This window comes from Oricola thermophila, from assembly GCF_013358405.1.
Classification (GTDB): domain Bacteria; phylum Pseudomonadota; class Alphaproteobacteria; order Rhizobiales; family Rhizobiaceae; genus Oricola; species Oricola thermophila.
In genome coordinates, this window is record NZ_CP054836.1 from 895,220 (window position 1) to 909,086 (window position 13,867).

Consider the following 13,867-nt stretch of genomic DNA (forward strand, 5'->3'; position numbering starts at 1 on the left):
GAGATTCAAATGCGCGTCGGGTGCCCCAGGGAAATCAAGAACCATGAATATCGAGTCGGGCTCACGCCGGGCTCGGTTCGCGAATATGTGGCCAACGGCCACGAGGTGATTGTCGAGAGCCAGGCCGGCGCCGGCATCGGCGCCGACGATGCGGTCTATGCCGCCGCCGGCGCAAAGATCGTGCAGAGCGCGAAAGAGGTATTTGATCAGGCCGACATGATCGTGAAGGTCAAGGAGCCGCAGCAGCAGGAATGGAAGATGCTGCGCCAGGACCAGATCCTCTACACCTACCTGCATCTTGCACCCGACCCGGAACAGGCCAAGGGACTGATCGAAAGCGGTTGCACGGCCATAGCTTACGAAACGGTCACCGATGAACGTGGCGGCCTGCCGCTGCTCGCGCCAATGTCCGAGGTGGCCGGGCGGCTGGCCATCCAGGCATCGGCGACCGCGCTACAGAAGGCCAATGGCGGGCGCGGTATCCTGCTTGGCGGCGTGCCGGGCACCCAGCCGGGCCGGGTCGCCATCATCGGCGGCGGTGTCGTCGGGCTGAATGCGGCGAGAATGGCCGTGGGCCTGGGTGCGGATGTCACGATCATCGACAAGTCCTTGCCGCGGCTGCGCGAGCTGGACAACCTCTTCGACGGCCGAATTCGCACCCGGTACTCGACCGTCGAGGCGCTGGAAGAGGAAGTCTTTGCCGCCGATGCCGTTATCGGTGCGGTGTTGATTCCGGGGGCCGCGGCACCGAAACTGGTGACGCGCGAGATGCTCGGCGGCATGAAGAAGGGTGCGGTGCTGTGCGACGTCGCCATCGATCAGGGGGGGTGCTTCGAGACATCGAAGCCGACCACCTATTCGGATCCAACCTACGAGATCGATGGCGTCATCCACTATTGCGTCGCCAACATGCCGGGCGCGGTACCGATCACTTCCGCCAGGGCCCTGAACCACGCGACGCTGCACTACGGTCTCATGCTCGCCAACAAGGGGCTGAGAGCGCTGGTCGACGAGCCGCATCTGCGCAACGGCCTCAACGTCCATCGCGGCCGCATCACCAACAAGGCGGTCGCCGAAGCGCTCGGCTACGAACTGGCAGCGCCGCAGGAGGTGCTGCAGGTCGCCTGACCGGCCTGAGATGCCGGGCGGCCCGTTTCCGAGCTGCCGCCCGGTGTCAGTACCGTGTCACGAAATCGGTCGCACGACGCAGCGTCACGCGACGGTTGCGCCAGTTTGCGTGAGGCGTGGGCACGAGAAGGTAATCCTCGCCATAGCCGATCGTCTCGATCACGCGGGGCGGCACGCCGAAATGGTTCACGAGAATGCTGGCGACGGTGGCCGCGCGCGCCTCCGAGAGTGCCTGGTTGGCGGTTCGCGAACCGACCGCGTCGGTGTGGCCCTCGATCAGGAACAGCTCGTCGCGATTGCGGCGTATGATGCGGTTGATGGCCTGGGCGATCTGGCCGACCTTCCAGCGCTCGGCCGGCGGAATGGCAGCCGAGCCAAAGGCAAAATTGATTGACTGGATGTCGATGGACGGCGCGATGCGCCGCAGTCGCGGCGAACGCTTGAACTGCTCGATGGTGACACGGGCTTCCGGCGCGATCGGCCTGCGCGGGCGCTGTTCCAGCTTGCGGATGATGGTTTCCGCGCTCGGCATCGACTGGGCCGAGGCCTCTGTGGCCAGTGCCGGGATCATGGCTGCGGCTCCCGCGGCAACGGCGGTTCTCAAAAAGTATCGGCGATTCATGGCTCGCTCCCCTGAAAGCTTGCGATGATGCGGGATTAGCGCTGCGCGGATGAACCGTCACTGAACGGATCGTTCAGGAAACCGGCTATCCCTTCGGCGCGGTCGCGCCCACGACACCCTGTTCGGCGAGGCGGTGAATATCCGCCTTGGTCAGCGGGCGAACCTTGCCGGGCGTCTGGTTGTACGGACGGAAGCCGAGTTTCTGATAGAGGGGCAGGGCGGCAGGATGGTCGAGCGTGCAGGTGTTCACGGTGACGCGCTGCGGTTTGTTCGCCCAGCAGGCTTCAACTGCCTGACCGAGGAACCAGCGGCCCAGTCCGCGGCCGGCCGCATGCGGCATCAGGCCGAAATAGGCGAGGTCCGTGACCGCCGGATCGGCGCGGTTCACCTCGAAGAAGCCGGCCGGCGCGCCGTCGAGATAGAGCACGTAGATTTCGGTCGTCTCGGCATGGATCACGTTGGAAAGCTTGTCGTCGTCCATGCGCAGGCGGCTTTCCCAGTGCCAGGGGTGGCCGACCTGGAACTGCAGGAACCGGTAGAAGGATAATTGCGGTCTAACCGCGTGCAGGATGGCGGCGTTGACGCCGAGCGGCAGGGGATGATGCCGTGTCGGCGGTGCCGTCATTTCCAGCCAGGTGATCATGGTATCGAGCGTTCGCGGGCGTACGGCCATGCGTTCAGCTCCTCGTCGCTGGGCCGTTCTCGACGGGCGTATCGTCGCGCGCGCCCCATTCCGACCACGAGCCGTCATAGAGCTTGTTGTCCTGATGGCCGAGTGAATGCAGCGCCAGCGATATGGCCGCCGCGGTGACGCCGGAACCGCAGGTGGTGACGACCGGCTTTCCCAAGTCGATGCCTGCATCGGCCAGCGTTTGCCGCAGTCCGGCAATGTCCTTGAGGTAGCCGTTTTCCGACAGCGAGGTGACCGGCACGTTGCGTGCGCCAGGCATGTGGCCCGATCGCATGCCGGGCCGCGGTTCCGGTTCCTCGCCGGTAAAGCGTCCGGCGGGCCTGGCGTCGGCAATCTGGCAGGAGCGGTCCTCCACGATCTTCAGCATCTCATCGAAGGAGGCGACCCTGGACGCGTCGAATTTCGGGAGGAACGCGGTCGAGGCAATCTTGGTCGGTCTGTCGGTGACGATGTGACCATCCTTCTTCCAGTTGTCGAAACCGCCATCGAGCAGGAAGGCCTTGTCGGCGCCCATCACGCGGAACAGCCACCATACCCTCGGCGCGGAAAACATGCCGGGCCCGTCATAGACGACGATGGTGTCGTCGCGCGAAATGCCCATGGCGCTGACGTGCTGCTCGAAGACTCGCGGCGAGGGCATGGCATGGGGCAGTTCGCTGTCCGGATCGACGACCGCGTCCTGATCGAAGAAGACCGCGCCCGGTATGTGGGCCGCGTCATATTCCGCGCGGGCATCGCGGTTGTGCGCCGGCAGGTACCAGGAGCCGTCGACAATCGACAGGCCCGGATCCTTCAGATGCTTCACCAGCCATTCCGGCGAAACGACAAATGGACTCTTCTCGCTCACGGGCGCTCACCTCCGATAAAGTAGCAGCGGAATTCCGCCATACTCGTCTAAAGGACAGGAGTCATCGCTCCCGTGCAAGGGCGCGGACATTATTCGCGCACATTGCCGGTGCGTTCATGCCATTCCGCAATGGATTCATCGGGATAGCGACGAAATGTCCTGTCGGTCGGCCCGATGTGCGGTTCGACCCAGTTCGCCTTGAAATCGAGCATCAGGTGCGTGTGTTCGCTCGGTGCGGGTAGTTCCGTGTCGATGGCGGATGCAAAGGGATGGACAAGCTCCGGCCATCTGTCGTCGTAAACCCAGAGGGCACTGCCGCACTTGTTGCAGAAGCGCCGTTCGCCGGTGGAATGATGCCCGGCGTCCATGCGGGCGTGGAACACCGTAATGTTCTTCTCCCCCTCGACCTCGAGAGTGTCCGCCCGTCCCATGATGTTGATGGCATATCCTCCACCGCCAGCCGTCTTGCGGCAGATCGAGCAGTAGCACCGCTGATATGGTACCGGGTGCGGGCTCTCGCAGCGGAAGCGCACCGCCCCGCAATGGCATGATCCCTCGAGTTTCATCGTGGCGATTCTCCGGTTCGGGTAGCGAGCCGAATGCTAGGCAATCACGGCGGGGCGGGGCAATGCCTGGGAGGGGCGTTGGGAAATTGCGTTCGGCTGGCGCCGATCATCCGGACATCTTGCCCGATCAGCCAGCCCAGGCCGGTCGGTAGGTGCCCGCATCATCGAACAGGATCCGGCTATGTCTGGAGCCGGGGTTCGCGGAATCCGGCAGGTGCGAGACGATTGTATCGCCATCGCCAGGGGCCGCCGACATGTTGCCGTCGGGCCCGGCGGCGTCTGGAAACGGCAATGCGGATGCCGGCGTGCCGATTGCTGACCGGATGTCACGGGGGATTGCCCGATCTTCGTGGCTCGCATGCGCCTCTGCCGAAGGAGTGGCCTGGCCGAAGCCGGCATCGCTGCCTTTCATTCCAACCGACGGCTGGTTTGAAACCGTCGCGGTGACGCCTTGGGAACTGCCCTGCATCCAAGTCATGAATGAACCCTGGATCCTCCTTTTCGTCCGGGCAGTTCGCGCCGGGTTCAGGCACCCGGTCAATGCCAAGCGGACATGTCTGTGCAATGGCCGGGGACGCCTAAACGCGAGATTTTAACGGGGAACAAACCTGCGGTTGAGGATTTTTCTCAATTTGCGAGGATCAGGCTGCCGGCAGCGGACCGAAGCGTATCCGGAAACGGCGGTTTTCTCGCCCCTTCTTCTCGATCTTGCCTATGTGGATGTCGCCGACTTCCTTCGTTTCGGTGACATGGGTGCCGCCGCAGGGCTGGCTGTCGACCGTTCCGTCTTCGCCGATGCATACGAGACGGATCTGGCCGGTGCCCGATGGCGGTCTCACGTTCTTCGATTTCACGAGGCCGGGATTCGCGGCGAGCTCGGCCTCGGAGATCGTCCTGACGAAGACCGGATGGTTGGCCTCCACAAGTCGCATCAGTTCCTCCGTGACCGAAGCCTTGTCGCCGTCGAAATCCGGGACGTCGAAATCGATACGGCTTTCCTCCTCGCCGACGGATGCGCCGGTGATCGGGTAGGGGCAGACGACAGTGAGAAGATGGCAGGCGGTGTGCATGCGCATCAGCTTGTAGCGACGGTCCCAGTCGATGTGCAGCGTCAGCTGTTCGCCGATTTCCGGAAGCTGCTGGTTGGCCGCGGGAACGTGAATGATTTCGTCCTTTGTTTCGCCGCAGATCGTTGCGGCGATTTCGATCTTCGAGCCGTCCTGCCGTTCGAAAAAGCCGATGTCGCCGGGCTGGCCGCCAGAAGTCGCATAGAAGCACGTCTGGTCGAGGATGATGCCGCCGCGCTCGTTGATCGCAACTACCGTCCCCTCGGCGACGGACAGATAGGCATCTTCGCGAAACAGTGCCTTGACCGTGTGCGCCATCAGTCGACCTCCTCGAACGGCACGTCGATTTCGGTCTTCGTCTCCAGCCAGTCTGGCGTCGGCAGGCCCTTTTCCCGCAGGAATTCCGGGTTGAACAGCTTGGACTGGTAACGGTTGCCGTAGTCGCAGAGTACCGTCACGATGGTGTGTCCGGGGCCGAGTTCCTTCGCCATCCGGATCGCGCCGGCGATATTGATGCCAGACGAACCGCCGACCACCATGCCTTCTTCCTGCGCCAGGCCGAAAATGATCCGCAATGCTTCGTCATCGGGTACCTGGTAGGAAAAATCGGGCTTGAAGCCTTCGAGATTGGCAGTGATGCGGCCCTGGCCTATGCCTTCGGTAATCGAGGAGCCCTCGGACTTGAACTCGCCCGTCGTATAGAAGGAATGGAGGGCGGCGCCCATCGGATCGGCAAGGCCGATCTTGATGTCCGGATTTCGTGCCCGCAGGCCTTCCGCGACGCCGGCAAGCGTACCACCCGAGCCGACGGCACAGATGAAGCCATCCACCTTGCCACCCGTTTCGCTCAGGATTTCCGGCGCAGTCGTCTCGACATGAGACTGGCGGTTGACGGTATTGTCGAACTGGTTGGCCCAGATCGCGCCATTCGGCTCGGTTTTTGCCATCTGCTCGGCCAGCCGACCTGACAGGCGGGCATAATTGTTCGGGTTTCGGTAGGGAACTGCCGGAACCTCGACCAGTTGGGCGCCGAAGAGACGCAGCGCATCCTTCTTTTCCTGGGACTGGGTTTCGGGAATCACGATCACTGTGCGGTAGCCGAGTGCGCTGGCTACCATGGACAGGCCGATGCCGGTGTTGCCTGCGGTGCCCTCGACAATGACGCCGCCGGGCTTGAGCAGGCCCTTCTTTTCCGCATCCCGGATGATGAAGAGGGCTGCGCGATCCTTTACCGACTGGCCGGGATTCAGGAACTCGGCCTTGCCCAGGATCGTGCAGCCGGTTTCCTCCGAGGCGCGCCTGAGCTTGATGAGCGGTGTGTTGCCGATGGCGTCTATGACCGAGAGGTGCATGGTCCTGTCCCTTGCTGGTTTTTCGCGGACAGTATGGTCTCGATTTCCCTGCTTCAAGGCACCAGCGATGCCAAATGCGTCGGCAGGCAGGATAATGTTGTCCCAAACGGGGTCATTCGGAAATGCTTTTACGGAGATGAAGTCCGTGCTGTACGGCGCCGGGGCGGAGAGAAGGCGCTAGGCCCGGTTGTAGACGATCTGGCGGACATCAATGAATTCCTCGCGGAACCCGGCCTCGCAGTAGTGCAGATAGAATTCCCACATGCGCCGGAAACGATCGTCGAAACCCTGTGCCGCGATCTGGTCCCAAGCGCTCAGGAAGCGTTTCCGCCAAAGTTCGAGCGTCCGTGCGTAGTCTTGCGGAAAGATGCGCTCGTCGCATTTGCGCAGGCCGTGTTCAGCTGTCAGTTCGTCCAGTATCCGCGGCGTGGGCAGCATTCCGCCGGGGAAGATGTAACGCTGGATGAAATCCGGGTTGGCGCGATACTCGGGGAAGCCGCGTTCGTTGATCGTGATCACTTGCAGGCCGGCGCGACCGCCCGGCCTGAGCACGTCATGAATTTTCGAGAAATATGCGGGCCAGTATTGCTCGCCCACAGCCTCGAACATTTCGATGGAAACGACACGGTCGTAGCTCGCCTGCTCGTCGCGGTAGTCCTGGAACTTCAGTGTTACGCGGTCCTCGAGACCGGCGCGATGTATGCGTTCACGAGCATATTCGAGCTGCTCACGGCTGATCGTCAGCCCGGTGACCTTGCAGCCGATTTCCCGTGCCGCGAATTCGGCGAAACCGCCCCAGCCGCAGCCGATTTCCAGGACTTGATCGTTCGGGCCGATGTCGGCGGCGCGGGCGAGGGCGCGATACTTCGCGTTCTGAGCCGACTCCAGATCATTGGCGCCTTCGACAAAAAGTGCCGAGGAATATGTCATGCCCGGATCGAGCCATAGAGAGTAGAACCTGTTTCCCAGGTCGTAGTGGGCGGAAATGTTTTTTCTCGCCCTGATCCTGGTGTTCCGGTTGAGCCAGTGGCGAATGTTGTTCACGATCCGGAACAGGTGGTTGGCACGCACGACTTGATAGCCGAGCGTCTCGTTCGCGACGAATAGCTCCAGAAGTGTCGTGACGTCCGGGCTTTCCCAGTCCCCGTCCATGTAGCTTTCGCCGACACCGATGGTCGACTCGGAAATCGCGCGCATCGGCAAATTCCAGTTGTGCAGAATCAACATGGCCTCGGGGCCGGGATTGTTGCCGCCGACCTTGACGACACGCTTGTCGGGCAATCGAATGGTGAGTGAGCCGTGGGGAAGCTGCGTTGCCGCGCGCAACACCAACTTGGCCTTCATGGGTATGCCGCGCAAGGTTTGGCGGATGTTTTGCGGCGTCAGACGCACCGCCTTCGAGATCATCTCATCGGCGATTTTCCCGGCAGATCCGGATCCGTCAGCGAACTCGAAGCCTGCATTCATCCGCAAAGGGTAACCGGTTTATTCTGCGGGTTCCAGCGCAAACTGCCTTTTGGAAGGGGCGTCAAGGGCGAGAATTCCCGATCGAAGTGCAACGACAGTTATTGCGCGGCGGCGATTTCCTTCATGGTTTTATATGCGGCGAGGGCCCGCTTGCGTGCGGCGCCGTGCTCGACGATCGGCAGCGGATAGGACCGTCCAAGCTCGATGCCCGCTTCGGCGAGAACCGGTTCGGGTGCGGTCCAGGGCGTGTGGAGGAACTTGTCCGGGATGGCCGCGAGTTCCGGAACGAAGCGGCGGACATAGGCACCGTCCGGATCGAATTTCCTGCCTTGAAGGATCGGGCTGAATATCCGGAAGTACGGTGCGGCATCCGCGCCCGATCCGGCAATCCACTGCCAGCTCGCCGCATTGGATGCCGGGTCGGCGTCCACCAAGGTGTCGCGAAACCAGGCCTCGCCCAAGCGCCAGTCTATCAGCAAGTGCTTTACGAGGAAGGATCCAACGATCATGCGCACGCGATTGTGCATCCATCCGGTCTGCCATAGCTCTCGCATGCCGGCGTCGACGATCGGATAGCCCGTTTCGCCACGTTGCCAGCGGGCCAACCGATCGCCGGCACCGAGCCATGGAAAGGCATCGAAATCGCTGTTGAAGTTGTCGTTCCCGAGAGACGGGAAATTGACCAGCAGGTGGTAGGAGAACTCCCGCCAGAGGAGTTCCTTGCGAAACACGGTCAGGTCGGGGTGGGAGACTTCGTTCCGGACATTCTCCACTTCCTGCCATATCCGGAAAGGTGAAATCTCGCCGAATGCAATGTGCGGCGAGAGCCTGGATGTTCCGGGTACTCCGGGACGGTCCCGCATCGAGCCATAGCTGCCCAGCCCTTCGGCGAGGAAGCGTTCGAGACGCGTCTTCGCTCCTTCCTCACCGGGCTCCCATTCCTCCGACAGGCCGGTCGACCAATCCGGTCCGGCCGGCAGAAGCGTCCAGTCCGCCAGTTGGTCGGAGACGAGACTGCCGTGAAACGGGACCAGAGCGCGCGGGGCATCGGACGGCGGGCGAGGGGGCGGGCGTTCGCAGAAGGCGCGCCAGAACGGCGTGTAGACGCGGTATGGGCCGCCCGAGCCTGTCCGCAACTGCGTCGGCTCGTGCAACAATTGCCCGTGGAAGCTTTCCACTGTCATCGCTCGGTCGCGCAGGGAAGACTTGATGGCCGTGTCTCGCTCAATCAGGCCCGGCAGGTATCGGCGGTTCCAGAACACCCTATCGGCTCCGCTAGACCTGATGATCTCGTCAAGAACCTCTTCCGGATCGCCTCGTCTCAACACAAGGGCGGCGCCCAATGTGTCAAGCTTCGCCGACAGCGAGAGCAGCGACTGGTGCAGCCACCACCGCTGCGCACCGCCCAATGGAAGTGTGTCATGTGCGTCCTCAAGAACGAAAAGCGGGATGACGGGACAACCGGATTCGGCAGCGTGCAGCAGCGCGCGATTGTCATCCACGCGCAGGTCGTTTCGGAACCAGACGATCGCTGGCGCGACCGTATTTTCAGCGGGAGAGGTCGCATTCATGGGCATTCGCGTGTCCGTTTTCGCTTCCGGCCGGCAGAGAAATTCGGGTCAGGTCACGCCACGGCAAGAATTTACAGTCCGGCGCAAGGCGAAGCGTTCATTGTCATTCTGCAGGCGATCGGCAGGCGTGGTTTCTTGTGATTCGTACGTATATGTGTGATTAGATGCGCAATTTGCCTCAACGGAAAGTTGTTTTCGCGAGCAATATAAAGTTGCGTAAACGGGAAGAGGGCCGACAGGTGCTGTCCGGAAACGGGTTCAGTTCCGTTCGGCAAGTATTCGAGGGTAGTGACATGGTTTTTCGTTCCTTTCGTTCCGCCAACGACGGAACCGATCGGGATCTGGCGTGCGAAGCGTATCTCGAACCCGGGTTCGAGGCGTTGATCAATCGTGCGCTGGCGGATGGCTGGAGCGAGGACGAGATCGCCAACGCATTGCTTTCCCTCGCACAAACCCGGATTGAAGCGATGCGCTCGAACGCGATCGTCGGTGCCGATGGTCCCGGCCGCCGCCTTTCGCACTGAACCATCCGGCTTCGGCGACCGGCCAGGCGACCATCAACAGACAACGAGATTGCCTCGGGAGCGGCGGGTAGCCGGCCCACGCCGCAGCGTTATCGTCCGCACACCGCCTGTTCCGTTGGAGAGGGATTCGCTGCGATGGCCGTTTTCCACAGCCTGACAGCAACCTCTTCCAATTCTACACGTTTGCGAAACCGCTTATAGACGCCATTCCGTCAAGCTCGCGGCAGTAATGCCGGATGCGACAGGGGAGATTTCTATTTGGCGGGCGCAAAAATTCCATCATGGCGGCAGTTTTCTTTCATCGCGACCGGTCTCGTTGCGAGCTTCGCCGTCTCCGGCCTGGCAAACTACCTCATGGCCCTCGTCCCCGGCGTGACGCCCTTCGGATACGGGGTTGTCAATGTTGTGGTGGTGCCTTTGGCAATAGCCCTCCCCCTGCTTGCGGCCATATGCTTGCAGAGGGTGGAACTTGCGCGGCGCCGACTTGCGTTGAATCGTTTGGCCTCGCACGACCCGGTGACCGATCTGTACCGACCCGGCGCATTCTCGACGATAGTTGATCGCCGAAGGAAGATCGTCGATGTGGACAATCCCGCGGGCGCATTCCTTGTGGTGCATGCCGATCATCTGAGCGAGGTCAACAGGCGCTATGGTCTCGAAGCGGGTGACGAGGCGCTTGCGCTGATAGCATTGGCGATCCGCTCATCGGTGCGTACGGGCGATGTCGTGGGCCGAATCGGCGCAACGATGTTTGGCGTGTTTTTGCCCGGAGCCGAGGAAGGGGATGCTCGCGACATCGCCGATCGGATTTCCGCGAGCGTGACCGGAGTATATTTTTCGCCGGACGGGGCCCCTGATGCCGTTTCGGTGCGAATCGGTGGAGTTGTTTTTGCGGAACAAATCGGATTCAACGACATGTTTCGCGAAGCGGTTGAGCGGCTCTATTCCGAAGATCCCACCGAGGATTCGCTTGCCATCGCGTTGGGCGCGTTGCGCCTGGACACGGCTTATCGGCACTAGATTGCCTGCAATGAAAAAAGGGGCCGGCGAAATGGGCCGACCCCTTTTGAAACTGGCTCCCCGGGCCGGATTCGAACCAGCGACCAACCGGTTAACAGCCGGTTGCTCTACCGCTGAGCTACCGGGGAATAGCTCTCAAGCTGAGCCGGGCGTATATCAAAGTTCTTTCCGATTTGCCAAGGCGGAAATGAAACTTTTTTGTGAGGGCGCGTAACACTGGTCCGAAACGCCGCAATTCCGGCTAATTTGCCGGCGATCGGGCGTCGCGCGCCCAACTGACCGGGGTATGGCCGGGGGATGAATGAGCGAGGAAACCGAGCAAGCGACCAAGCGCTTTCCGACCCGAAGCACCATAAGGGTGTTAAATCGAACCATGCCCGTTCCCAATTCCCGGCGCGGGCGCATCGCGCTTGGCCTGTTGCTGGTGGCAGGCGGAATTGTCGGTTTCCTCCCGGTTTTCGGTTTCTGGATGCTGCCGCTCGGCATTCTCGTTCTGGCGCATGATCTGCGGCGGGTGAGGCGGTGGAGGCGCAAGGCGATCCTGCGCTGGTCGCGGCGCGGACAAGAAAAACACCGGGGTTGAAACGATCGTGCTTGCCGGAGCAAAAACCCTCTGTTAACAGGACGCGCCATAGACAGCGAACCCGTTACGGCCTCGTGGCGGAGTGGTTACGCAGAGGACTGCAAATCCTTGTACCCCGGTTCGATTCCGGGCGAGGCCTCCATCTGTTCCGGGTTCGTTGTCGGCGCCTGAAACGGATGCAACGGAAACGGATCGAGAGCGATGGGCCATAATTTCGATGAGTTGCGCCAGGCAATGGTCGATAGCCAGGTTCGCACAACGGACGTGACCGACCTGCGTCTGCTCGATGCCCTGTTGTCAGTTCCGCGAGAGGCTTTCGTTCCAGAGCAGAAGAAGCCGTTTGCCTATATTGACGACGATATCGAGATTGGCAGCGCGGATTCCGGCGTGAAAAGATACATCATGGAGCCGTCGCCTTTCGCGCGCCTTGTGCAGCTCGCGAATGTGAAGGCTAGCGACCTCGTTCTCGATATCGGTTGTGGTACCGGCTATTCGTCAGCTGTGCTCTCGAGGTTGGGCAGTGCGGTTATCGCGCTGGAGGCCGATGAGGAGCTTGCCGGAAGGGCAACGGAAATCCTTGTCGAAAACGGCTTCGACAATGTCGCCGTCGTGACAGGGCCGTTTGCTGCCGGATATCCCTCCGAAGGGCCGTATGACGTGATCTTCGTGGGCGGCTCCGTCGATGAGATTCCTGCTGCCCTGTTCGAGCAGCTGAAGGAGGGCGGTCGTCTCGTGGTCGTCGAGGGGCATGGGTTGAGCGGTTTTGCCGCAGTCCATGTCAAGGTGGATGGAGTGGTCTCCGGACGGAGAGCGTTCAATCTTTCCGCCAAAGAATTGCCGGGATTCCGGAAGGAAGCCGAGTTCTCCCTCTAGGCGATGTGATGGTTGCCGGCGGGCAACACCCGTCAATTAGTTCGTATCGGGTATTGCCCGTTGAGGCCGCGACACATAAAAGTCGTGTCTCAGAATACCCCTTTGGTCGTCGAATTTCAGGACTTTACGGATGCGCAAGCCGATTCTCGCACTAGCTCTAGCGGTGACCGTTTCCCTTTCGTCACAGGTCGCGAACGCGGAAAACATCTTCGGTGCGCTCGCCAAGGCCTACGAGAACAATTCCGAGTTGAACGCGGCGCGAGCAGGTGTTCGCATTCAGGATGAGAGTGTGGCCCTTGCGAAATCGGGCTATCGTCCGCGTGTGCAGGGAACAGCCGGAATCACCAATTCCTGGAGTGACAGTTCGGGGCGCGGAATCACGAGCTCGAGCTTCGGGATTGAAATAAACCAGTCCATTTTCGACGGTTTCCAGACGCGCAATAACGTGCGCGCCGCTCGTTCGGGTGTGCTGGCCGAGCGGGAGAATTTGCGCAACACGGAACAGAATGTCCTGTTCGACACGGCGCAGGCCTATATGGATGTCGTCCAGAATCGGCGAATTGCCGAGTTCAGGCAGCGCAACCTGGCATTTCTCGAGGAGCAGGTACGTGCCGCCCAGGCTCGTTTCGAGGTCGGCGAGGGTACACGAACCGATGTCGAGCAAGCCAAGGCCAGCCGCGCGGCTGCGGTGGCGCAGTTGCAGGCGGCGCGCGCGGCCGCGCTTTCGAGCGCCGCGGTCTACCGCCAGCTTACCGGCTCGGAGCCTGGCAATCTGGAGCCGGCAAGCGCGTTGACGCGTGGTATGCCGCGGTCACTTGAAGAGGCGCAGAAGATCGCGTTCGCCGAGCATCCGGCAATTCGACTTCGCAATCACCTCGTCGATTCGGGTCTATTCAGCGTGAAAGCGGCTGAGGGCGCCTTCATGCCGCAGGTCGGATTGTCGGCGTCGGTTTCCCGTTCCCATTCTAGCTATTCTTCTAGCGTGGGGGGCGAATTCACGAACGATAGTGCCAGCATCGGCGCTCAGGTCACCGTGCCCATCTACCAGGGCGGGCAGTATAGCGCCACAGTGCGCCAGAAGAAGGAACAGCTAGGCCAGGCGCGCATCAACATGGATGTCGCTCGCGATCAGGTGCGCGCCGCCGTGGCATCGGCATGGACACAGCTTCAGGCTTCCCAGGCTGCCGTGGCTGCGAACCGCGAAACGCTGGCTGCCGCGCGCCTCGCGCTCGACGGTGTGATTCAGGAGCGCGATGTCGGACAGCGCACGACGCTCGATGTACTCAACGCCCAGGCGGATGTTCTCAGCGCGCAGATCGCGCTTGTCCAGGCAGAACGTGACGTGGTTGTGTCCAGCTATGCGCTGCGCTCGGCAATGGGGCGCCTGACGGCGGAGCGTCTGGGCCTCAAGGTTGCGCTGCACGATCCCAAGGAACATTACGAGGCCGTCGCGGACAAGTGGTATGGACTGCGCACACCGGACGGCCGTTAACCAAAACGATGGCTTAATGTTGTGGGTCATCGTTGTTGCCGCCGGGTGACGGGATTCTCATTAG

At 61.6% G+C, this 13,867-nt stretch carries 15 protein-coding genes and 2 tRNA genes; 7 read left to right on the plus strand and 10 right to left on the minus strand.

The window, feature by feature from the left end:
• The first annotated feature begins 9 nt into the window (after positions 1-9).
• On the plus strand, positions 10-1,128 hold the full coding sequence (gene ald / locus HTY61_RS04195; protein ID WP_175275621.1) for an alanine dehydrogenase: 1,119 nt from the start codon (positions 10-12) through the stop codon (positions 1,126-1,128).
• A 46-nt stretch (positions 1,129-1,174) separates the two neighbouring features.
• Here ald and HTY61_RS04200 read toward each other — a convergent pair whose 3' ends face one another.
• From HTY61_RS04200 to HTY61_RS04240, 9 genes are all read right to left on the minus strand, one after another.
• Positions 1,175-1,699 carry an OmpA family protein gene (locus tag HTY61_RS04200; protein WP_246272921.1) on the minus strand — a complete coding sequence of 175 codons (525 nt, stop codon included), beginning with the start codon at positions 1,697-1,699 and terminating at the stop codon, positions 1,175-1,177.
• Between the two features lie 136 nt (positions 1,700-1,835).
• Complete coding sequence (locus HTY61_RS04205; protein ID WP_175275623.1) at positions 1,836-2,423, minus strand: GNAT family N-acetyltransferase; 588 nt, start codon at positions 2,421-2,423, stop codon at positions 1,836-1,838.
• Between the two features lie 4 nt (positions 2,424-2,427).
• Entirely contained in the window at positions 2,428-3,288 is an 861-nt protein-coding gene (gene sseA, locus HTY61_RS04210; RefSeq protein WP_175275624.1) for a 3-mercaptopyruvate sulfurtransferase, read from the minus strand.
• 89 nt (positions 3,289-3,377) lie between these two features.
• Positions 3,378-3,854 carry a GFA family protein gene (locus tag HTY61_RS04215; RefSeq protein WP_175275625.1) on the minus strand — a complete coding sequence of 159 codons (477 nt, stop codon included), beginning with the start codon at positions 3,852-3,854 and terminating at the stop codon, positions 3,378-3,380.
• Between the two features lie 127 nt (positions 3,855-3,981).
• The gene (locus HTY61_RS04220) at positions 3,982-4,332 is read right to left on the minus strand and encodes a hypothetical protein (RefSeq protein WP_175275626.1); all 351 of its coding nucleotides are present in this window, start codon (positions 4,330-4,332) and stop codon (positions 3,982-3,984) included.
• A 163-nt stretch (positions 4,333-4,495) separates the two neighbouring features.
• The gene (locus HTY61_RS04225) at positions 4,496-5,239 is read right to left on the minus strand and encodes an alanyl-tRNA editing protein (protein ID WP_175275627.1); all 744 of its coding nucleotides are present in this window, start codon (positions 5,237-5,239) and stop codon (positions 4,496-4,498) included.
• Positions 5,239-6,273, minus strand: a complete 1,035-nt coding sequence (locus tag HTY61_RS04230) for a cysteine synthase A (protein ID WP_175275628.1) — start codon at positions 6,271-6,273, stop codon at positions 5,239-5,241. Before HTY61_RS04230 ends, HTY61_RS04225 begins: the two co-directional genes overlap by 1 nt.
• 177 nt (positions 6,274-6,450) lie before the next feature.
• Positions 6,451-7,680 (minus strand): SAM-dependent methyltransferase, encoded by a 1,230-nt coding sequence (locus HTY61_RS04235; RefSeq protein WP_175275629.1) that lies wholly within the window; start codon positions 7,678-7,680, stop codon positions 6,451-6,453.
• A 158-nt stretch (positions 7,681-7,838) separates the two neighbouring features.
• Complete coding sequence (locus HTY61_RS04240) at positions 7,839-9,317, minus strand: cryptochrome/photolyase family protein (protein ID WP_175275630.1); 1,479 nt, start codon at positions 9,315-9,317, stop codon at positions 7,839-7,841.
• A 233-nt stretch (positions 9,318-9,550) separates the two neighbouring features.
• Between HTY61_RS04240 and HTY61_RS04245 the strand changes: the two genes are divergently transcribed.
• Both HTY61_RS04245 and HTY61_RS04250 read left to right on the plus strand, forming a co-directional pair.
• Positions 9,551-9,835 (plus strand): hypothetical protein, encoded by a 285-nt coding sequence (locus tag HTY61_RS04245; RefSeq protein ID WP_175275631.1) that lies wholly within the window; start codon positions 9,551-9,553, stop codon positions 9,833-9,835.
• Between the two features lie 462 nt (positions 9,836-10,297).
• Positions 10,298-10,855, plus strand: coding sequence for a GGDEF domain-containing protein (locus HTY61_RS04250; protein ID WP_175275632.1), 558 nt, complete (start codon positions 10,298-10,300; stop codon positions 10,853-10,855).
• Positions 10,856-10,908: 53 nt separating this feature from the next.
• Here HTY61_RS04250 and HTY61_RS04255 read toward each other — a convergent pair.
• A tRNA-Asn gene (locus tag HTY61_RS04255) sits at positions 10,909-10,983 on the minus strand.
• A 173-nt stretch (positions 10,984-11,156) separates the two neighbouring features.
• On the opposite strand from HTY61_RS04255, the gene HTY61_RS04260 reads away from it, so the two are divergent.
• From HTY61_RS04260 to HTY61_RS04275, 4 genes are all read left to right on the plus strand, one after another.
• A complete protein-coding gene (locus tag HTY61_RS04260) occupies positions 11,157-11,438 on the plus strand; it encodes a hypothetical protein (RefSeq protein ID WP_175275633.1) in 282 nt (93 codons plus the stop codon).
• Between the two features lie 68 nt (positions 11,439-11,506).
• A tRNA-Cys gene (locus tag HTY61_RS04265) sits at positions 11,507-11,580 on the plus strand.
• A 59-nt stretch (positions 11,581-11,639) separates the two neighbouring features.
• Positions 11,640-12,311 carry a protein-L-isoaspartate O-methyltransferase family protein gene (locus HTY61_RS04270; protein WP_175275634.1) on the plus strand — a complete coding sequence of 224 codons (672 nt, stop codon included), beginning with the start codon at positions 11,640-11,642 and terminating at the stop codon, positions 12,309-12,311.
• A 130-nt stretch (positions 12,312-12,441) separates the two neighbouring features.
• Positions 12,442-13,803 (plus strand): TolC family outer membrane protein, encoded by a 1,362-nt coding sequence (locus HTY61_RS04275; protein WP_175275635.1) that lies wholly within the window; start codon positions 12,442-12,444, stop codon positions 13,801-13,803.
• Positions 13,804-13,867 lie beyond the last annotated feature (64 nt).

Coding starts and splice junctions, on each gene's coding strand:
- ald (WP_175275621.1), top strand. CDS start 10: ATGCGCGTCGGGTGCCCCAGGGAAATCAAGAACCATGAATATCGAGTC.
- HTY61_RS04200 (WP_246272921.1), bottom strand. CDS start 1,699: ATGATCCCGGCACTGGCCACAGAGGCCTCGGCCCAGTCGATGCCGAGC.
- HTY61_RS04205 (WP_175275623.1), bottom strand. CDS start 2,423: ATGGCCGTACGCCCGCGAACGCTCGATACCATGATCACCTGGCTGGAA.
- HTY61_RS04215 (WP_175275625.1), bottom strand. CDS start 3,854: ATGAAACTCGAGGGATCATGCCATTGCGGGGCGGTGCGCTTCCGCTGC.
- HTY61_RS04220 (WP_175275626.1), bottom strand. CDS start 4,332: ATGACTTGGATGCAGGGCAGTTCCCAAGGCGTCACCGCGACGGTTTCA.
- HTY61_RS04225 (WP_175275627.1), bottom strand. CDS start 5,239: ATGGCGCACACGGTCAAGGCACTGTTTCGCGAAGATGCCTATCTGTCC.
- HTY61_RS04230 (WP_175275628.1), bottom strand. CDS start 6,273: ATGCACCTCTCGGTCATAGACGCCATCGGCAACACACCGCTCATCAAG.
- HTY61_RS04235 (WP_175275629.1), bottom strand. CDS start 7,680: ATGATCTCGAAGGCGGTGCGTCTGACGCCGCAAAACATCCGCCAAACC.
- HTY61_RS04240 (WP_175275630.1), bottom strand. CDS start 9,317: ATGCCCATGAATGCGACCTCTCCCGCTGAAAATACGGTCGCGCCAGCG.
- HTY61_RS04260 (WP_175275633.1), top strand. CDS start 11,157: ATGAGCGAGGAAACCGAGCAAGCGACCAAGCGCTTTCCGACCCGAAGC.
- HTY61_RS04270 (WP_175275634.1), top strand. CDS start 11,640: ATGGGCCATAATTTCGATGAGTTGCGCCAGGCAATGGTCGATAGCCAG.
- HTY61_RS04275 (WP_175275635.1), top strand. CDS start 12,442: ATGCGCAAGCCGATTCTCGCACTAGCTCTAGCGGTGACCGTTTCCCTT.